22 protein-coding genes are annotated in these 17,994 nt (G+C 39.0%); all 22 read left to right on the top strand.

Annotated elements, in window-relative coordinates; translation table 11 throughout:
- Nucleotides 1-89 precede the first annotated feature (89 nt).
- Nucleotides 90-356: a hypothetical protein gene (locus HX109_RS15435; RefSeq protein ID WP_178953648.1), complete on the top strand. Its 267-nt coding sequence runs from the start codon at nucleotides 90-92 to the stop codon at nucleotides 354-356.
- Nucleotides 357-1,004: 648 nt separating this feature from the next.
- The gene (locus tag HX109_RS15430; protein WP_178953646.1) at nucleotides 1,005-2,231 is read left to right on the top strand and encodes a phage portal protein; all 1,227 of its coding nucleotides are present in this window, start codon (nucleotides 1,005-1,007) and stop codon (nucleotides 2,229-2,231) included.
- Nucleotides 2,221-2,862 (top strand): hypothetical protein, encoded by a 642-nt coding sequence (locus tag HX109_RS15425; RefSeq protein ID WP_178953644.1) that lies wholly within the window; start codon nucleotides 2,221-2,223, stop codon nucleotides 2,860-2,862. Before HX109_RS15430 ends, HX109_RS15425 begins: the two co-directional genes overlap by 11 nt.
- A 2-nt stretch (nucleotides 2,863-2,864) precedes the next feature.
- Complete coding sequence (locus HX109_RS15420) at nucleotides 2,865-4,169, top strand: phage major capsid protein (protein WP_178953642.1); 1,305 nt, start codon at nucleotides 2,865-2,867, stop codon at nucleotides 4,167-4,169.
- Between the two features lie 89 nt (nucleotides 4,170-4,258).
- Nucleotides 4,259-4,447: a hypothetical protein gene (locus tag HX109_RS15415; protein ID WP_178953640.1), complete on the top strand. Its 189-nt coding sequence runs from the start codon at nucleotides 4,259-4,261 to the stop codon at nucleotides 4,445-4,447.
- A 1-nt stretch (nucleotide 4,448) separates the two neighbouring features.
- Nucleotides 4,449-5,009 carry a head-tail connector protein gene (locus HX109_RS15410; RefSeq protein ID WP_178953638.1) on the top strand — a complete coding sequence of 187 codons (561 nt, stop codon included), beginning with the start codon at nucleotides 4,449-4,451 and terminating at the stop codon, nucleotides 5,007-5,009.
- A gap of 1 nt (nucleotide 5,010) precedes the next feature.
- Complete coding sequence (locus HX109_RS15405) at nucleotides 5,011-5,346, top strand: head-tail adaptor protein (RefSeq protein ID WP_178953636.1); 336 nt, start codon at nucleotides 5,011-5,013, stop codon at nucleotides 5,344-5,346.
- Complete coding sequence (locus HX109_RS15400) at nucleotides 5,339-5,854, top strand: HK97 gp10 family phage protein (protein ID WP_178953634.1); 516 nt, start codon at nucleotides 5,339-5,341, stop codon at nucleotides 5,852-5,854. Before HX109_RS15405 ends, HX109_RS15400 begins: the two co-directional genes overlap by 8 nt.
- Nucleotides 5,851-6,210, top strand: a complete 360-nt coding sequence (locus HX109_RS15395) for a hypothetical protein (protein WP_178953632.1) — start codon at nucleotides 5,851-5,853, stop codon at nucleotides 6,208-6,210. Before HX109_RS15400 ends, HX109_RS15395 begins: the two co-directional genes overlap by 4 nt.
- A 19-nt stretch (nucleotides 6,211-6,229) precedes the next feature.
- On the top strand, nucleotides 6,230-6,652 hold the full coding sequence (locus tag HX109_RS15390; RefSeq protein ID WP_178953630.1) for a hypothetical protein: 423 nt from the start codon (nucleotides 6,230-6,232) through the stop codon (nucleotides 6,650-6,652).
- An 18-nt stretch (nucleotides 6,653-6,670) separates the two neighbouring features.
- Nucleotides 6,671-7,054 (top strand): hypothetical protein, encoded by a 384-nt coding sequence (locus HX109_RS15385; RefSeq protein WP_178953628.1) that lies wholly within the window; start codon nucleotides 6,671-6,673, stop codon nucleotides 7,052-7,054.
- Between the two features lie 32 nt (nucleotides 7,055-7,086).
- Complete coding sequence (locus tag HX109_RS15380) at nucleotides 7,087-7,422, top strand: hypothetical protein (RefSeq protein ID WP_178953626.1); 336 nt, start codon at nucleotides 7,087-7,089, stop codon at nucleotides 7,420-7,422.
- A complete protein-coding gene (locus HX109_RS15375) occupies nucleotides 7,403-9,586 on the top strand; it encodes a phage tail length tape measure family protein (RefSeq protein WP_178953624.1) in 2,184 nt (727 codons plus the stop codon). Before HX109_RS15380 ends, HX109_RS15375 begins: the two co-directional genes overlap by 20 nt.
- Nucleotides 9,586-12,414 (top strand): PKD domain-containing protein, encoded by a 2,829-nt coding sequence (locus HX109_RS15370; protein WP_178953622.1) that lies wholly within the window; start codon nucleotides 9,586-9,588, stop codon nucleotides 12,412-12,414. The genes HX109_RS15375 and HX109_RS15370 overlap by 1 nt, the downstream gene beginning before the upstream one ends.
- Nucleotides 12,415-12,573 (top strand): hypothetical protein, encoded by a 159-nt coding sequence (locus HX109_RS15365; protein ID WP_178953620.1) that lies wholly within the window; start codon nucleotides 12,415-12,417, stop codon nucleotides 12,571-12,573.
- Complete coding sequence (locus HX109_RS15360; RefSeq protein WP_178953618.1) at nucleotides 12,573-14,474, top strand: hypothetical protein; 1,902 nt, start codon at nucleotides 12,573-12,575, stop codon at nucleotides 14,472-14,474. The genes HX109_RS15365 and HX109_RS15360 overlap by 1 nt, the downstream gene beginning before the upstream one ends.
- Nucleotides 14,474-14,815: a hypothetical protein gene (locus HX109_RS15355; protein ID WP_178953617.1), complete on the top strand. Its 342-nt coding sequence runs from the start codon at nucleotides 14,474-14,476 to the stop codon at nucleotides 14,813-14,815. The genes HX109_RS15360 and HX109_RS15355 overlap by 1 nt, the downstream gene beginning before the upstream one ends.
- Nucleotides 14,816-14,817: 2 nt before the next feature.
- Nucleotides 14,818-15,915, top strand: a complete 1,098-nt coding sequence (locus HX109_RS15350) for a hypothetical protein (protein ID WP_178953615.1) — start codon at nucleotides 14,818-14,820, stop codon at nucleotides 15,913-15,915.
- A gap of 19 nt (nucleotides 15,916-15,934) precedes the next feature.
- Nucleotides 15,935-16,156 (top strand): hypothetical protein, encoded by a 222-nt coding sequence (locus HX109_RS15345; protein WP_178953613.1) that lies wholly within the window; start codon nucleotides 15,935-15,937, stop codon nucleotides 16,154-16,156.
- Between the two features lie 41 nt (nucleotides 16,157-16,197).
- Nucleotides 16,198-16,740: a hypothetical protein gene (locus HX109_RS15340; protein ID WP_178953611.1), complete on the top strand. Its 543-nt coding sequence runs from the start codon at nucleotides 16,198-16,200 to the stop codon at nucleotides 16,738-16,740.
- Nucleotides 16,721-17,293, top strand: a complete 573-nt coding sequence (locus HX109_RS15335; RefSeq protein ID WP_178953609.1) for an N-acetylmuramidase family protein — start codon at nucleotides 16,721-16,723, stop codon at nucleotides 17,291-17,293. Before HX109_RS15340 ends, HX109_RS15335 begins: the two co-directional genes overlap by 20 nt.
- Entirely contained in the window at nucleotides 17,290-17,796 is a 507-nt protein-coding gene (locus tag HX109_RS15330) for a hypothetical protein (RefSeq protein ID WP_178953607.1), read from the top strand. The genes HX109_RS15335 and HX109_RS15330 overlap by 4 nt, the downstream gene beginning before the upstream one ends.
- Nucleotides 17,797-17,994 lie beyond the last annotated feature (198 nt).

The following is a 17,994-nucleotide window of genomic DNA, read 5'->3' as shown; positions in this document are numbered from 1 at the left end:
GTATGTATATACAATATGCATATACATAAACTTTTAAACCCCTTTAAAATAGATAGATTAAAGCAATATTTAAAACTAAAATTTGCAACATGGAAGCAAAAGAAAAAGCAGTAGAGTTATTAAAAAGATTCAAAGGAAATGAGATTATTGCAGTACAAAACTCTAAAAATAAAATGGTTTACCCTTATGTTTCTAAGTATATAGGGGATATAGTCATAAATGACCGATCTACTTACAGGGCTTTACTATTTATTGAGTATATACAAGAAGAAATTAAAGATTTACTACCTAGAAAGCATCAACAAGCTCCTTTGCATTATTGGGATAAAGTTAAACAAGAAATAAATAAACTATGATGCAAGCAAATAAACTTAAGGAAGCATCAGATAAAGAGATAATAATTACCAAAGCAAAATAACAGTTAAACGATTGCTTGAAAAACGGACATGTAAGGCTAAATGTATTTAGATTACTAAGTGGTTTGTTGGATGAAAATTAATAGACTGCAAAAAGATTTTTTTATTAAATAAAACTGTTGTACTTTTGTACCCAAGTTAGGGTAATAAAAAGAGGTTGCGTAAACAACCCCTTTTTGTGATAAATGCTTAGCGATTCTGTTTCAACAGAATAATTAATAAAGCTAAGAAAATAATGCTATCTGCAGACATTTCTTCAGTTTTTTTAAGTTAAATTGTGTAGACAAGCTCTACACTGCTAATATACCACAGTTATTACAACTGTATAAAGATCTAAAAGCCTTTCTAACCACTCCAACGGTGAAGGCTTTTTTTATTCTCGTACAAAGATAAGTCAAATATCAACACCCTTTTTTTAGAGTTTTTAAATGTTATCAACGTCCAAATACAAAGATAACTCATTACGACCGTACAAAAAATTTAGTTATTTTCTGTGTGATTATCTTAAAACATTTTATTCAGAAAGAAACCTTAGGTTTCCTTTTTAACCGTTTTGCCCGCTTATTTTCGATGTAAAATTGAAAGTAAGTGGGTAATTTGGTTTTAAGAGCATTGCAATCTCCGTTAATAGCGCAAAAGCGCAATGCGCAGCCTACCTCTTATTTAAATGAGATGTTCTCGTTTATAAATGGCGGTTTAACTACTTCTGGGGAAGTGGTAAACTACAAATCCGCCTTAAGTCTTTCCGCAGTCTACAATGCAGTAGATCAAATATCCAACGATATAGCAAAGCTCCCTAAAGGTATTTATCGCAAAGAAGGCGATAACCGTTTTAGGGACCTGTTGCATCCTTGCGATTATCTAATAAGCAAACGCCCCAATAGGTTTATGACGCAGTTTAGCTTTCATAAAGCTTTAATGGTGCACGCTCTATTATTGGGTAATGGGGTAGCAGTCATAAAAAGGGATGAATATACCGGGGTAGAAACTGCATTGGAGTTGGTAAAGCCGGCAGATCTTTTAGATATTAAAAAGGTAAACGGGGATTTAACCTATTACATTAAGGGGATGAAACCTTTAAACTCAGAAGATGTAATGCACATTCCTGGGTTTTCGTTTAATGGCATTTATGGTATTGGCGTTTTTAAATATGCTGCCAACAATATGGGCGCTGCTCTCGCTGCAGAACGTTTTGCCGACGACAATTTTAAGTCTAAAGGCTTGCTTGCGGGTATTATAAAATCTAAAAACGGCATAAAAAAAGAAGCGAAAGAAGCGTTAAGCAACGCTATGGAGGCACGTCTTTCTAAAGGGGGCACCCATAATATTGGTTTTCTGGATGAAGATATGGATTTTATGTCTATTACTGCCAACGCCCAGGAAGCTTCTTTAATAGATTGGAAAAAGATATCCATAGAAGATGTTGCCCGCTGGTTTAATATTGCACCGCATAAAATTAAACAGCTTGAAAACGCTACTTATAGCAATATAGAGCAGCAAAGTTTGGAGCATGGCAGCGATACTATTATGCCGTGGGCAAAACGTATTGAAGAAGAATACGATTATAAGCTTTTCACTGAAGAAGAGCGTGCAACGCACTACACAAAAATAAATACCAATGCACTTATTCGCACCGATATAAAAACAAAGGGCGAATACTATTCGCGTGCTGTAAACTTTGGTTGGAAAACGCGAAATGAAGTACGCCACTTGGAGGAAGATAATTCTATAGACGGGTTAGATTCTCCGCTTACTCCGGCGAATACCAAAACCTTGGAAGAAATAAATAAAGAGTTTGCAGAAAATGGAAGCTAAAAGATTATACATACCGGCATACGTTCGTAACTATAGTAATGGTTTTACAGAAGACCAAAACGAGTTTGATTTTATTATAACTACGGATAAAAGGGATTCCTATGGAACTATTTTTACCGCAGATGGTTGGGATTTTACCCGTTACAACGAAAATCCTGTGGTGTTCTATCAGCATAGATCCAACGATGATGATCCAGATAATTTAATAGGGATTACGGTAAAAGGACCATGGCGAGAAACCTTAAGCGATGGTACTATTGCACATATAGCAAGGGTTCGTTTTGAAACTCCCGAAGTGAACGAAAAAGCCGAAAAAATAAGAAAAAAGATTATTGCTGGAACCCTTAGAATGGCTTCCATAGGTGCAAATGTGCAAGAATACAGATGGGGAGATACCAGTAAAGAAGAAAATGGAGACGATATCTATTTCACTAAAAAAGAGCTTTTCGAGTGGAGTGTAGTTAACCTGGGAAGTAATCCAGGTGCCATGGCCAAACGTAACGATGAAGTTTTAACCGCTATAAGAAGCGAGAAAGACCCCGAAGATACCAGCGAACAACCTACGCATGAAAAAAATGGGCTTTCCTTAGAGAGAGCTCGCTTAGAAATTTATAAATCTAAAAAGTTTTAACAATGAAAAAAAGTGATGCTTTAAAAAAACAGCGAGCTTCTAAACTTAAGGAATGGGAAGATCTCGTTAACGGTGCAGAAACCGAGAACAGAAGTTTAAACGTAGATGAAGAGACAAAGATTACGGAGATCCGTAATGAATTAGCTTCTTTAGATACGCGTATCGAAAATGCGATCGATTTAGAGAGCAGACAGGCAGACGCTGCGCGTTTTGCCGGTGGGCAATCTCAAATGGATGGCGAAGAAGCCGAAAAAAGTAAGGTAAAAGAACGTTTTTCCCTCACAAAAATGCTTCGTAACTCTTTAGAGGGTACACCTTTAGAGGGTGCAGAAAAAGAGGCTCAGGAAATTGCAGAGCAGGAAAATAGAAATGCAGGCGTAAGTTTTGCGCAAGCTCCTGGAAAGACCAGGATTATGGTGCCACTTTCTTTTATCCGTGCAAGCCAACAAACTGTTTCGCAAGATGGTGGTGAGTATGGTGGGGAATTGGTGGTAAATCAAGCTCCTAGAGTTGTGGACGGGTTAGAGCCTAAGCTTTTTGTAGAAGAATTGGGTGCTACCATGTTAACAGGTCTTTCTGGTGGGGATATTCCTTTACCTGTTGCTAACAGTTATGCTTTCGAGTGGTTGGCAGAGGGAGCTAATATCACGCCTCAGAAAAAGAAATTTGTAGGGGCTACATTAAGTCCTAAAAGAGCTGGTGCTGCCGTGTCTATGTCTAACAGATTGTTAATGCAGTCTTCTTTAGATGTAGAGGGATTGGTAAGAAGAAAGCTTTCGCAAGGATGGGCCAATGCAATTAATGGTGCAGCTATTAACGGTGCTGGTGGAAATGCTCCAACAGGTATTTTAAATACTTCTGGGGTTAACCAAGCCGCAGATACTGCAGCTGCAGCAGCTACGTTTGCAAAAATTGTAGAGTTGCAAGGGTTGATCGAGGAAGATAATGCCACAGAAATTAATTTGGCATACTTGCTTTCTCCAAAGTTAAAAGCAGCCCTAAAAACAAAATCTAAGGATTCTGGGTCTGGTCGCTTTATTATCGAAGGTAACGAATTGGATGGTTACAGATTTGTTTCCACTTCTTTGGTTCCAACCGGTGATGATGGAGGTACGCCTGTATATCCTTTAATTTACGGTGATTTCTCTCAATTGTATATCGGTCAATGGGGTGCGGTTAGCTTCCTAGCGAACCCTTATTCTGAGGACCTTGCCGATAGTGTAAGAATTACAGTAAACACGCACGCAGATGTGCAAATAGCGAATCCACAGGCTTTTGCCGTAAACGGATTCTTAACCAACGCTTAATTCCCTTTTAGTTTGGTTCATAGCAGGAAAAGCTCCCTTCTGTAAGGGAAGGGAGCTTTTTTAAATTCAATCATTTAATATTCAATAAAATGGCAAAGCAGAGCAAAAAAGTTTCCGTAAAAATTACAAAATCCCTATGGGGAAAGTTTAACCTTCCTTATGTACCTGGAAAAGTGTACGATATCGAAGATAAATTGGCAACCGAGCTTATTGAAGGAGGTTTCGCAATCTCTAAGGCCGATGCTGAAAAAAGCGAGGAATTAAAAGAAGAGAAATAAGATGAACCCAAGTTATAACATCCAAATAAAAGAAACCCAACCAGGGTTTATTTCTTTGACAGATGCCAAAAAGCATCTTAAAATAGATTTCACCTATGAGGATGATATAATACAGGACCTTATTCCTTCATCTATACAAGATGCAGAAAACTATATGGGTTTAAACATCTTGCAAAAAGATGTAGAGGCTACTATGCAAAGGTTCCCTACTACTTTAAAAATAGATTTTGCACCACTCTTAGGAGCTGCTTTTACGGTAACTTATTTCGATACAGATAACCAGGAACAAACACTGCCGGCAACGGCTTATAGTATAAAAAATTCGTTTGGGGAAAATCCTTGTTTTGTATTGAACAGCAATGTAGAGTTACCAGGTTTAAAAGACCGATTGGATGCCGTTAAGTTTTCCTATTCCTGTGGGATGGATTTAGAAAACATTGCAAAGCCTATACGTAGGGCGGTGTTTTTAAAGATATCAGAACTGTACGAATACCGTACAGATAGAGCAGAAATTGTAAGCACCAGGGGTAATGCCTTGTTGCGACCTTATAAAGTTTGGTAGTATGGCAGAGCAAATGTATATCGGTAAAATGGATCGTAGGATTGCTATTGTAAAACGCATAAAGAGCAAAAGCACATCGGGTGCCGATTCTTATACCGAAACTACATTGGCAACGGTCTGGGCAGAGAAAAAGGAATTGAAAAGTGAGGAAGCGGTAGATGATAAGGTGGTAACCATAAATGCACATCAATTTGTAATTAGGTTTCATCCAGAAATCGCATCCGAAAAAGTACAGCATTTGTATTTGGTAGATGAAAACGATGAGTATGATATCTACGGAGTGGAAATGGTAGGCAGAAAGCAATTTATAAAGATAAACTGCGAACGCCGTGAGTAGATCGATCTTTGAGATAAAGGGTTTTAAAGAGCTGGAGCAAAAAATTAAAAAGCTTCCGGATAAGGCTAAGAAGCGTGAAATGGTGAAGATTTTAAGGAAATCGGCGCAAACCACGGTAAAAGCAGCAAGGCAGGAAGCACCACAAAGTAGCCGACCTCATTATTTACGAGGTGGTAAAAAGATACAACCAGGTAACCTTAAAAAATCTATTGGGGTTCAGGTAGCAAGGAAGGCTAAAAATCCAATGATTGTAGTAAGGCCAAAGAGCAGTGGTAAATATGATGGTTTTTACGGCCGTGCCTTCGTAATATTTGGGCATAACGTGTATCGTGCTGGATTTAAAAGATCCAGAAAAGGCAATAGGTCTAGGAATAGTTTAGGCGCAAAGGCAGTTATTAAAGCAAACCCGTTTATGAACCGGGCATATCAAAGAACAGAAGGGAAAGTTTCTCAGGAATCTTTAAAAAGTACAGAAAAATACATACAAAAATTAATAGATAGGTTATGAAACAAACATCGGATTTGGTGTATCAATATATAAAAGCGTTCGACGATGCAAATGGAACGCCTTTTAATGGAATGATATCCCCGATTTTGGGCCCCGTGGAAGATACATATCCATTTTGTGTGTATAAAGTAGAGCGAAGGCCTACCTTTTCTAAAAATGGATGTTTCGAGTACGATGTACAGATAAGGTTGGTGGCGGATGATTACGATAAAGTATGTGAGCTGGCCGATGCTTTAGCAATAGATTTTGAAGCTTATTACGAGTTCTTTTACCAGGGCACGGAAAGCGATATAAATACAGATAAGCCGACAGAATATGTGTTAACGCTTACCTATCAACTTTTAAAAAATTCATAAACATTAAAAACTAGAAATAATGGCAGCAGGTCAATTTTACAGAGGCGAAAACTTACGGTTAAGTTTTCAGGGAGATAAACTATTCCATGCAACTACGTGTAGTTTGGAATATAGCACAGAAACCGAGGAACTGGCATCTAAGGATATCCAGGGAACTGAGGTTAATATGGGGAAAAACTCAGGAACACTATCCTGTGATTCTTTATTGGCAGATAAGCCAACTACACCAACCGGTTATGCGGATGCTTTTGATCTTATGCAGTACCAAAAAGACAAAACCCTATTGGATTTTGAGTTTACCTCAGGTGTTACAGGGGATAAAATTATATCCGGGCAGTGTTATGTAACTGGAACCACGCTAAATGCAGAGAACCAACAGGTGGGAACGGGATCTTTTTCGTTTCTGGTTAATGGTGATATTACTATTGACGTGGTATCGTAATCAAATTAAATAGGGGATATGAAACCAGTGAACGAAATTGAATTTTTAGGCGAGAAATACACTTATGCATTTAACTATTCGTGTTTTTTAATGTATGCAAAAAAGCACAACATTGATAAAGTGGACGATGTATCAAAGGATATTGCTAATGCTATTGGTGGTAGTGGTAATAACTTAACATTTGATGCTTTAGAAAAAATAGGAGATCTGGTGTATTTCTCGATTAAGGCTGCCAATAGACAAATTGATCTGCAGTTTGATAATGAGGATGTCTTAAATGAGTTTTTTGAAAAGCCTGAGAAGCTGGAACGGTTTACAAGCAATTTTGTGGATAGTCAAGTAGGTGAGCAGCAGGCTAAAGCAAAAAACGCTACCGGGGGAAAGCAGAAAGCGGGGAAGTAGAAGATGCTTCCCTAAATTTTGATGAACTAGAAATGTTTGCCTGTGGGGAAATAGGTTTGGAGTTGAATTATCTCTATAGCCTAACGTCTAGGGAGTTTTATAATATAGCTAAAGGATATAGCGATAAGAAATTCCTGCTTTACAAAGATGCCTGGGAGCAATCTAGAATGACTGCTTTTTATAGTGTGGTTGCAATGGCGAAAAACATAAAAAAACCACAACAGATCTTGGAGTTCCCTTGGGATAAAAAAGAAGAATTGATGTCTATGGATAATCGATCTGCGAAAGAAATTTTAGAAAAGCAAAAATCCTACTGGGATAAAATAGACCAAAAAAGAGCAAATAGCCATGGCGAATCCAATAGTTAACATAAAATTTCTAGCTGATTTACAACAGTTTTCAACCGGAATGCAAAATGCATCCCGTAAAATGGAGAAACTGGGTAGTAAATTAAAGTCCGTAGGTACTACTTTATCCGTAGGGGTTACGGCTCCACTAACTGCCTTTGCGGTAGCAAGTGTTAAAAACTTCGATACCCAGGCGAAAGCAATTGCCCAGGTAGAGACGGGTTTGAAGTCTACTGGCAATGCGGCTGGGTTTACCAGTGATCAACTGCAAAAAATGGCTTCTGCGCTGCAAAACAATTCCCTTTTCGGTGATGAGCAAATCCTAAAGGATGTTACGGCCCAGCTTTTAACGTTTACGAATATCAGCGGCACGGCTTTTTCCCGTACCCAACAAGCGGCATTGGATCTAGCAACCCGTTTAGATGGGGATGTAAAAAGTGCAACCATACAATTAGGTAAAGCATTGAACGATCCAGTAGCGAACCTTTCTGCATTGAGCCGTTCCGGGATCCAGTTCTCCAATGAGCAAAAAACACTTATCAATAGTTTAGTGGCAACAAACAGGGCTGCCGAGGCCCAGGATATCATCCTTACCGAGCTTGAAAAGCAGTACGGAGGCAGTGCCGAGGCGGCCGCTAAGGCGGGAACCGGGCCATTGAAGCAACTAAGCAACATTCTAGGGGATATTACCGAAGAATTTGGCGCAATAATCGTGGAAGGTATTTTGCCTTTGGTAGATTATGTTAAGGATCTGGCATTGCGTTTTCAGGCGCTTTCGCCCCAAACAAAGAAGTTTATTGTAATCCTTGGTGGTGTTGCCGCTGCTATAGGGCCATTGTTGGCTTTGGCAGGTACTATTTTACCTGCTATTGGAACTGGTTTTGCGCTTCTAACGGGGCCGATAGGTTTAATTGTTGCAGGGCTTACGGCTGTAGGGGTGATTATTTATAAAAACTGGGCGCCGATAAAGCAAACTTTGATTGAAATTGCCAACTATTTTATAGATCTGTACAATGAATCCACAGCTTTTAGAATAGGTGTAGAATACATTATTACTTCCTTTAAGAATGTACTGGAAGTCGGAAAATATGTATTTGGAATACTACAGGAAGTAATTACCGCTGTTTGGAAAAATATAGTGGATGGATTTAAAAATCTAGGTAAGATTATAAAGGCAGTGCTTACGGGCGATGTTAAATCGATACCTGGATTAATCAGCGGCGCTTTTAAAACGGGCCTCGATAACGGCTTTAAAGCAATTCAGGGCATTCAGGATCGGTTCAAGCCGTTTAAGGAAGCTGTGACCGGCAATGTTGAGGAAGGTATTAACAATGCACTACGGGGCAAAAAATACGAACTGCTAGCCGATAACGTGGAAACTGATGGCGTTCAGAGCAAAGTTGCTGAATCCGTTAAAAAAGGAATCCAGGACGGGGTTAAACAAGGTCTTGGAGGTGTTGGCCGTGGTAAGGTTTCAACTATAGGGCCTGAATTCAATTTTGACGATACAGGTGATGTTGTTCAGGATATAATTGACAGAAATAAATTTAAGAACCTCGATAAAATTGTTTCCCCGGTAACGGAAATCGTTGCTAAAATACCAGAAGAAAATGAAATACTAAGGGCTGGCCTTAAGGAGACTGAAACGATTCTATTGGATTTTTCAGGTCAACTACAAGGATTAGCAATGGGTGTTGCCGATACGTTCGGGGAGTTCCTTGGTAATATTGTAAGTGGTCAGCAAGGTTTTGCAGATCTATTTGGTAATATCATGGGGTTGGTTTCCGACTTCCTTAAAAACCTCGGTAGGTCATTAATTGAAGCTGGTACGGCTGCAATTGCTTTTACAAAACTTATTTCAAACCCTTTTGCGGCTATTGGTGCTGGTGTAGCTTTAGTGGCGCTATCTAAAATTGTTGAAAATACATTTAAACGTGGTTTGGAATCTGGCGCCCGTCCATTTGCCAATGGCGGTATTGTTTATGGGCCAACCAATGCACTTATTGGTGAATATGCCGGTGCGAGAAGCAATCCAGAGGTAGTAGCGCCATTGGATAAGCTTAAAGGAATGCTTAATGAAGGTGGTGGCGGGCAAATGGCATTTATTCCGGATGTAGTATTGAGGGGCGAAGACCTGGTAATGAGTTTTGAACGTACCAACAAAAAGAAATCGCGTATATCGTAATGAATTACTATATCGACATAATAGATACCACGGATGGCAGCCATGTTTTAGTACAGGAATATGCCAGTCGTGATAATGTAGAACTTTCCTGGAATGGATCCGATGAAAAGGATGCGCTCATTGTGGTAGGTTCTGCGTTGAATTTTAATATGTTGGTCAAGGGTTTTTCCGATGCGCATTTTATCCATCTTTTTACTTCCGATGAAACCAAATACCGGGTAGAGATAAGAACCGAAAATGAAGATAAACTCATTTGGATAGGGCATTTGTTGACCGATACCTATAGTGAACCGTACACCAATAGCAACTTGTTTGTTTCCTTTTCCGCTACCGATGGTTTGGGTAGGTTAAAAGGTAAATTACTATCTGAAGATTTTTATAGTGAAGAAAAAAGCGTTATTGGGATCATTGCAGAATGTTTGCGATTAACGGGGTTGGAACTGGATATTCTTTTTTCGGCAGCAATTGAAAACGTTAGTAAGAAGCTCTATCATAATATTTACTTATCAACTGAAAATTACCTTAAAAAAAACAAACGTGCCGATGCCTATTCCATATTGCAAAAGTTATTAGAAGATATGGTATGTTGTGTTTACCAGGCAGATGGACGTTGGTATGTGGAAGGTTTAAATAAAAGGCATCTTCGGGAGCTTACCTATTTTAAATACAATTTTGACGGCACGTACGATAGTGAAGTAGAGTTTACCAGATTATTAAAAGAGGTAAAAAAACCTTTATTGGCTCCGCAGGTTACTATGGTTCCCGCTTTCGGGGAAATAGCGGTTAGTTATACAAAAAAGCCTCAAAGCTTACCGGAAACTATTGCTGTTGAAAAAAACGATGGTTGGGCGGTTACAACCGGGGTTTATGGTGAAATATATGCAAGCGACTGGCGTGGATTTGGTGATTACTATGCCAAAGCCCTATCGACCAATGAATATAAAATAAAACTGGATGCCAAATATGCAACCACGGTCAATGATATCACTTTTGATAAATATATTTATCTGGCCAAAAAAATATACGTTAAAAAAGGACAAAAATTGTCCTTTGAATTTTCCGTTTCTAATTTGATCAGTCCGTTGATTTCTTCTACAACCAACGCATATTTTGCAAATGGAATGGCAGTGGAAATCAATTTAGGCTCTACTTTGAACCTTAACAGATTTATAGCATCATTTGGGAATAGCGAAGAAATAGATCCGAACAACGAAGAACAGGATGGTTATGTTTCGGAACGTAGTTATGAAAGGTTTGATATCGCTTTTGATATATTGATCCCTAATGATGGCCTTTTGGATATCAATATAGCACGTCCTTTTTCCGATGGTATTTCTGGAACCAACCAACCAAGGGTAAACGAATGGTTTATCGAAAAGATTAAGCTGGAGCCTATTGAATTTGTAGAAGATGTCGTGGTAGAATCTTTGATTAATCAAGATTATACGGTTAAAAAGGAAATTGATCTACAGTATGGGGATGATTCAACCGGTTTTAGCCAGGCGTTTCGTTTAGATCCTATTGATGGACGTTTACCTGGTTTCTTAAATATAGATGTGCCTGTGGTACACGGTTTTCAGTTCAATAATGAAAACTTTGCCCAGGTAAGTCTGGAAGGTGCAAATTTGATTAAGGATAATATTGAAACCGTCTTATACGGAGGAAGTTATATAAATGATATTGAGGTAATCTATAATTGGGAAGGTGGTGAGCAAATGGTGGTGAAAACCCCAAACCTTATTACTTCTGGTAATTTTACCGTGGAGCTTTATCGTTTTGTTGAAGTGCAAGGTTCACGGGCTTATTGGGAGCAATGGACGGATAGTATCTACCAAATTGAAAGCGATAGTTATGCCGAGACCGTAGCAAAAATATTTAGACGGATGTTTTCCACACCGCATGAAAAAATAGATATGGTGGTGAATGATGCGATCAAATTTAACGATATGATTGCTTTTGATTATATCCAGTCTCGGAAATATGTAATTACAAACTGTAAATTTAACCTGGACAATGGAAAAAGCACTGTTACCATGGTGCGTAACTTCTATCAGGGAGATGATATCGATGTTGGGGATAACATTCCGCCGATTGTGGATTGCGGACCCGATATATATATTTCGGAAAATGATACTTCGGTAAATTTTGATGCTACGGCCTACGATCCCGATGGTTTTATTGCTTCCTATCAATGGACTAAGATATCAGGACCTTCAGGTGATGTAATAAGTAGTCCGGCACAGGAAGATACTTCGGTAATTAATTTGCCTCTTTCCGGTGATCTATGGGAATACCAATTAACGGTAACGGATAATCAAGGTGCCCAGGCTTCTGATAGGATTAAGGTGTTTAGGGCGCGTACTTATGAAGTTTCTGCACCTATAAGGTGTATTACAAATAATACAATGGGCAGTGGTTCGGGGTCCTATGTGGTACGAATTAAGTCTGCCGATCTAAACTTGAACATACCTCCCAATGTAGTGGCCCGTGTTACTGTTGGGTTTAAGGGTGTTGCTATGGGTAACCGTGAAATTTTAAGCGACACTGACGGGCCACTAACCGTTTGTTCAAATTATGGTAGTGGTGTAGTGCAGAAAAATGGAATAGTGATATGGCCAAACGACAATTTTAGTGCAGGTATGGAAGCGCAGACCATCACTTTCAATATGATAAATACCGATCAGGTAATATTGACCGTAAATGCTTTACATCCTGGAAGTAGAAATAATATTATAACCGTTGAAAATGTGGAGTTGATAGATAATCCTGGCACGGTTTCCGGTTTGCCTATCAGTTATGCAGCTTTTTCAACCTATAGTCCTTTATAAATGGCAGAGAGTACACAACATAGAATTTTTGTAGGAAATAGCAGTAAGGGAATTGATGTTACAGATCCTATCGTGAAAACACCGCCGTTTACAGCTGACCGTACTGATATTTTTGCGGATAGCACATTAAGAACAGCAGATGAAAACTTTTTAATATAATGGCGCAACAGATAATAAATATAGGAAGTAGTCCGAATAACGGTACTGGTGATCCGGCTAGAACTTGGGCTCAAAAATCTAACGCTAATTTTACAGAGCTTTATAATACTAAATCTCAGTTTACAGGATATTGGAGTGCATCCAATAATACACCTTCTTTGGGTAATGGGACTGGTAAGGTAGGGCAGTATTACCGGGTTTCCGCTGGTGGCTCTGTGGATTTTGGTGCAGGGGCTATTTCTTTTAATGTTGGTGATATAGTTCATTACGATGGTAGTCAATGGTTTAAAATTAGCGGAACCAGTAATACAGGTGTATCTGGGGATTCTAACAATGCTTTATCTGTTGGAAGTGACAACCTTCCTTTTTTTAATACGAATTATTTTTACTCCAGGACACAAGTAGATAACGCTTTTGTTCCTCAAACCCGAAGTTTAAGCGTAGGGGATGGTCTCCAACCCATCGGCGACCTCTCTCAAAACCGCACCATAGAACTCGACTTTAACTATCTCGATGGGCGTTACAGTGGTGGATTCAAACAATTGCAGTCCGTTCGGGTTACTACCGTTGGTAATATAACGTTAAGCGGATTACAAACCGTGGATGGCGTGAGTTTGGCGGCTGGAAACCGCGTGTTGGTGCGTATGCAAACGAATGCCTCACAAAATGGGGTGTATGTGGCCGCTAGTGGTTCTTGGAGCAGGTCAACCGACTTCGACCAAGCGGTTAGTGGGGAGATTGAGCAAGGTGCCAGTGTTTTTGTGGAAGAAGGAAATTTAAACGGTAACACCGGTTGGACATTGGAAACCCCAGCGCCCATTACCGTAGGTACTACCGCATTAAGTTTTATCCAATATGCGGGTGCTGCCAGTTACCAGGGTGGTAATAATATTACCGTTAACGGGAACCAGATAAACCACGATGCTGGTAGCTGGACGGCAAAAAACAACCTTAGCGGCGCCACCGTTATCTCCAACATAGCCGTAGATGCCTATGGCCACCCAACCAACTGGACAACCCGAAATTTAACCGCTGCCAATATTGGGGCGGAGCCTTCTTTTTCCAAAAACACCGCTTTCAACAAAAACTACGGCACAACAGCTGGAACGGTGCTACAGGGTAATTGGAGACCAAGTTGGGGGGATATAACGGGAACCAACCCTAGTTACACCAAAGGGGAAAGTGATGGAAGGTATTTAAGTAGAAATTTCGATGACATTAAGCAAGGTAAATTAACCATAAACGGAGATTTTGACGTAACAGGGCTAGTTAGGAAATTAGAAGGCTTAAACCAACCGGGTGTTATACGTGTACAGAATACAAATACTGGAATTTCGGCGACATCGGAATTTAGTTTGATTACGAACGGTAACAACTTTTCAATAGTAAATTACCCAGATGCCAACACTGCAAAACAGGACGTTACGGAATTTATATCTACCGCGGGTGGTTCAAGTTTTGAGTTCAATATTGGCGGCAACAAAACATTAAGGATGACAGGGACAGAGGCGGTTATAAATGGCTTTGCTTCAGCGGATAGTTTTACAACAACCAACCAAGGTGACGGGGCGGTTTTGATAAATTTTAACACGGAAAGGCCCTGGAGTTTTCAGCAAGTCGGAACTGGTGCGGCTACTCAATTATCATTAATTGAAAGTACGGGAAGTAAACTGTTTAGCATTGGGAACAACAGTGATCCGAATATGATTCAATTTTTTAGCGGTACTGGCAATATCATTTCAAAAGGCGTTATAACCGCAACTAATTTTATTGGCAACGGCTCAGGAATAACCAACGTTAACGCTGACCGCGTAGATGGAAAACATGTATGGACAGGAACACAGGCTGCATACGATGCTTTGGGAAGTAAAGATGGTAACACAATTTATTATACTACGTAATGGCAATCTATATAGGAAATACAGAAATTAAAAAGCCTTATATAGGTGGTACAGAAGTTAAAAAGGTTTATGTAGGTAATAACCAAGTATGGCCACCAGAAGATGCGCCATATAGTTTATCGGGCATATTTAAAAATAACTTGATAAGCGATTACCAAAACAACCTTTTAAGAAATAACAACATTACCATTACCGCCCATAACAGTGCTAGCAAGTACATAGAAATAGACGCTACGGCCTATATAGAAAGCTTGGAGTTAACGGCTCCTTTCAGTTGGATGATTTGCCAAGGCACAGAAGCAAGCATTTTAACGGATGTAGTAAGCGTTCAAAAAATATAACGATGGCTTTAAATAAATATAGAATAACATACGGTACCACCTATTTGGGCACTAAAAATTTTAATGTAGGGCAAAAGATAGAGTTGTTAAACCCCTTTATTAACCTTTCTTTGGTTCCGGGCAATAGACCTTTGTTAGATCCTTATCCTACCACCGTGGGTGGGCAAAGTTTTAATTATATAGGTCCAAATGGTGTATTTAAAAAAGCAGATGGCACTTATGTTCTTTTGGTAAATGTGGTGTTTGGCGCTCATGCCAGTAGGGATATTTATTATTGTACATCTCCTGATCTTGAAAACTGGACATTTCCAGACATAAAATTATTGGACACTTCTACCATATCAGGCGCTCAAAACCCTGGTAATGTTTTTAGTGTTGGCAATCCTTATAAACTATCCAATGGGAATTGGCTTTTCTTATGTGGCATACAAAGAACAAACGGAAACTATTCTGGCGGTTATTTTGTTTTGAACGATAGCCTCTCCATAGTAACGGCACCCACCTATTTAAATTTTGACGGTTGGAATAGCACCAGCAAAAACTATTTTCCGCTGGCACTTACCTATTACAACGGAAGGTTTAGAATGTTCATTCACGATAGAGCTGATAATGTAGACCTGAATAAAAGCTCTATTGAGTATACCTGGGCGGTAACGGAAAGCGATAGCAATCTTATTAATTGCCTTAACGGAACCACTACCTATAGCAACAAAGCAACGGTTTTCGATGCCAATGTAGATAGCAACTTTCTACGCGGTAAAGTAGATGACATTGCGTATGTGGACGATGGCAACGAACTCAACATTATTTTCGGGAGCGAGGAAGAACCTAACAGCGGATGGGTAACAAGCAATAACCGTGAATATGGATTGGCATCCAGCCCTGGTACAGGAAGCAGTTGGGGGTTCGATACCCGAAGTCCGCTTATTATTACCCCAATGCAGTTTTTTAGGAAATACCCAGAATTGGACTTTTGGTGGGATCATATTGGGGGTTTTATTTCACCCATCCGCAAAGGAAACCATTTATACATCTTTTTTGCCGCTGGTGACGATAACCCCGATTACTGGCTGGCAGGGATGAAAATACCGATTAGTTAATTAATTAAATTTTAAATAGATGCAAAGAGAAATTCAAATTTTAGAAATGGCGTTAAATCGTGGAAACGGAAGCCTTACAATCAATGAAAGCCGAGATGTAGCAAACGCTTTTGATGGGGTGGTAAAAGGAATTAACCAAATGCAAGCGGAAATAGACAGGCTTTCCAATGAAAATAAGCAGCTAAAGGAAAACTCTTCCGAAGAAAACAAACAGAACGTGCGTAAGCAAACTAAAAAATAAATGTGAAACTGCGGATAGCAATATGGAAATCTAAATTGAAGATGCTTTTAAAATTCCTATACCACAACCTACTTATTATACATCAAGGCTCCATTATAGGGAAAGTAAAAGCCACTTTGTATATATCCTTAATCGGTTCACCATTGGCGTTTATTGTGGATAAAATAACCCACTGGTACAGCCTGAATTTTGGGTATGTGTCCTTCGTTATTATTGCTATCCTTTTTGACCATTTTTTGGGTACATGGGTACATGCTTGGATAAAGCGGGATTTCTCCATGAAAAAGAACATTCAGGGGCTTTTTATTAAATCTGCCATGATACTTTTTGTAGGTGTGTTGGTGGAAGGGTTTAAGCATATTTTGGGAAAGGATAACATCCTTACTGATTATTTCTCAATGATTAGCCGATTGATGGTGTTTGTCTATCCCGCAGGTTCCGCACTAATGAACTGTGCTATTATAACCAACGGAGCATTTCCGCCAACCTCATGGATTAAAAAGATAACACGTTTTAATAAAGACATGCGCCTAGAGCATTTTAAAGAAAAAAATACGGATGAAAATGAAACCAACACTAACTGAAAACGATTTTATTTGGGCTGCCGATAAATTAGGTTGTGAACTAGCAGTTATAAAAGCAGTCGCACATGTGGAAAGTAGAAAAACTGGTTTTCTATCCGATGGTTCCCCAAAGATACTTTTTGAGGGCCATATATTCCATCGGCTTACTGATGGTAAGTATTCAAAAAGAGAAATATACAAAGACATTTCTTATCCCTACTGGACTAGAAAGTATTACGGTGACGGATTTGACGAATATAAAAGGTTTAAACGTGCATTTGAATTAGATCCTGTGGCAGCAATTAAATCTGCAAGCTGGGGAAAATTCCAGATTATGGGATTCAACTACAACCGTGCTGGTTTTTCTACGCCTGAATATTTTATGTATGCGATGGATACTTCGGAAAGAAAACATTTGGAGGCTTTTGTGGATTTTATTAAATCTACTGGTTTGTCCGACGAACTGCAAAGAAAAGATTGGCAAGGTTTTGCCCGTGGCTACAATGGTCCAGGGTACGCAAAAAACCGTTATGATGAAAAATTGAAAAAAGCTTATAAAATCTATTCTCAATGAAACTATTTCTAACCATTTTGTTGGCGTTAACAATATGCTCCTGCGGAAGCAAAAAGAAAGTCGTTGAGCGTAAAAAAGAAAAATCCATTGAAGTAATTGAAAAGGATGTGCAATCTTCGGTAAAAAATGACATTACCAGCAATGCTATTATACGAAAAGAAGGGAAGCGTACAATAGTGGAGCCAATCGATGAAACCAAACCATCCAGCTACAACGGGGTGGATTTTCAGAACGCAAAGATTACCCAACAAGATGTCAAGGAAAACTTGACAACTGAAACCTCCGATAAATCACAAACCGATTTTATAGATAACTCCAGTGCATCCACAGAAACCGAAACCGATGATTTAAATAAAAATATTGATATTGACCGCTCCTGGAATGTTTTTGATTGGCTTTGGCTTTTCTTGGCCGTGGCCATTGTTTTATTTGCTGTGAGGTTGTATGTGAAAAAGATAAATCCTATTTCATGGGTAAAAAGCATAATACAAGATTTCGTTTAGTCGACTGGATTAATTTGATGAATTTTACTATGTAAGTGCGGAAGCCCTACATACAATGAAGTTATAAGAAGTTTCTTTAACCACTCTAAAAAGGGTGGTTTTTTTGTTTCAAATGTTAAAGAAACGTGCATTTCATCGAATATTTAAAGTATTCATTTGCACACCTTTGAAAAAAGTGTATCTTTGAAGTGTTCAAAT

Source organism: Galbibacter sp. BG1 (assembly GCF_013391805.1).
Lineage (GTDB): Bacteria > Bacteroidota > Bacteroidia > Flavobacteriales > Flavobacteriaceae > Galbibacter.
This window is presented reverse-complemented; position numbering and strand designations above follow the sequence as displayed.

What these genes read in the sequence shown, in the direction of transcription:
- HX109_RS15395 (WP_178953632.1), top strand. Translation starts at nt 5,851, where the DNA reads ATGAAACAAACATCGGATTTGGTGTATCAATATATAAAAGCGTTCGAC.
- HX109_RS15375 (WP_178953624.1), top strand. Translation starts at nt 7,403, where the DNA reads ATGGCGAATCCAATAGTTAACATAAAATTTCTAGCTGATTTACAACAG.
- HX109_RS15385 (WP_178953628.1), top strand. Translation starts at nt 6,671, where the DNA reads ATGAAACCAGTGAACGAAATTGAATTTTTAGGCGAGAAATACACTTAT.
- HX109_RS15420 (WP_178953642.1), top strand. Translation starts at nt 2,865, where the DNA reads ATGAAAAAAAGTGATGCTTTAAAAAAACAGCGAGCTTCTAAACTTAAG.
- HX109_RS15425 (WP_178953644.1), top strand. Translation starts at nt 2,221, where the DNA reads ATGGAAGCTAAAAGATTATACATACCGGCATACGTTCGTAACTATAGT.
- HX109_RS15380 (WP_178953626.1), top strand. Translation starts at nt 7,087, where the DNA reads ATGTTTGCCTGTGGGGAAATAGGTTTGGAGTTGAATTATCTCTATAGC.
- HX109_RS15415 (WP_178953640.1), top strand. Translation starts at nt 4,259, where the DNA reads ATGGCAAAGCAGAGCAAAAAAGTTTCCGTAAAAATTACAAAATCCCTA.
- HX109_RS15355 (WP_178953617.1), top strand. Translation starts at nt 14,474, where the DNA reads ATGGCAATCTATATAGGAAATACAGAAATTAAAAAGCCTTATATAGGT.
- HX109_RS15410 (WP_178953638.1), top strand. Translation starts at nt 4,449, where the DNA reads ATGAACCCAAGTTATAACATCCAAATAAAAGAAACCCAACCAGGGTTT.
- HX109_RS15390 (WP_178953630.1), top strand. Translation starts at nt 6,230, where the DNA reads ATGGCAGCAGGTCAATTTTACAGAGGCGAAAACTTACGGTTAAGTTTT.
- HX109_RS15365 (WP_178953620.1), top strand. Translation starts at nt 12,415, where the DNA reads ATGGCAGAGAGTACACAACATAGAATTTTTGTAGGAAATAGCAGTAAG.
- HX109_RS15350 (WP_178953615.1), top strand. Translation starts at nt 14,818, where the DNA reads ATGGCTTTAAATAAATATAGAATAACATACGGTACCACCTATTTGGGC.
- HX109_RS15340 (WP_178953611.1), top strand. Translation starts at nt 16,198, where the DNA reads ATGCTTTTAAAATTCCTATACCACAACCTACTTATTATACATCAAGGC.
- HX109_RS15370 (WP_178953622.1), top strand. Translation starts at nt 9,586, where the DNA reads ATGAATTACTATATCGACATAATAGATACCACGGATGGCAGCCATGTT.
- HX109_RS15405 (WP_178953636.1), top strand. Translation starts at nt 5,011, where the DNA reads ATGGCAGAGCAAATGTATATCGGTAAAATGGATCGTAGGATTGCTATT.
- HX109_RS15345 (WP_178953613.1), top strand. Translation starts at nt 15,935, where the DNA reads ATGCAAAGAGAAATTCAAATTTTAGAAATGGCGTTAAATCGTGGAAAC.
- HX109_RS15435 (WP_178953648.1), top strand. Translation starts at nt 90, where the DNA reads ATGGAAGCAAAAGAAAAAGCAGTAGAGTTATTAAAAAGATTCAAAGGA.
- HX109_RS15360 (WP_178953618.1), top strand. Translation starts at nt 12,573, where the DNA reads ATGGCGCAACAGATAATAAATATAGGAAGTAGTCCGAATAACGGTACT.
- HX109_RS15335 (WP_178953609.1), top strand. Translation starts at nt 16,721, where the DNA reads ATGAAACCAACACTAACTGAAAACGATTTTATTTGGGCTGCCGATAAA.
- HX109_RS15330 (WP_178953607.1), top strand. Translation starts at nt 17,290, where the DNA reads ATGAAACTATTTCTAACCATTTTGTTGGCGTTAACAATATGCTCCTGC.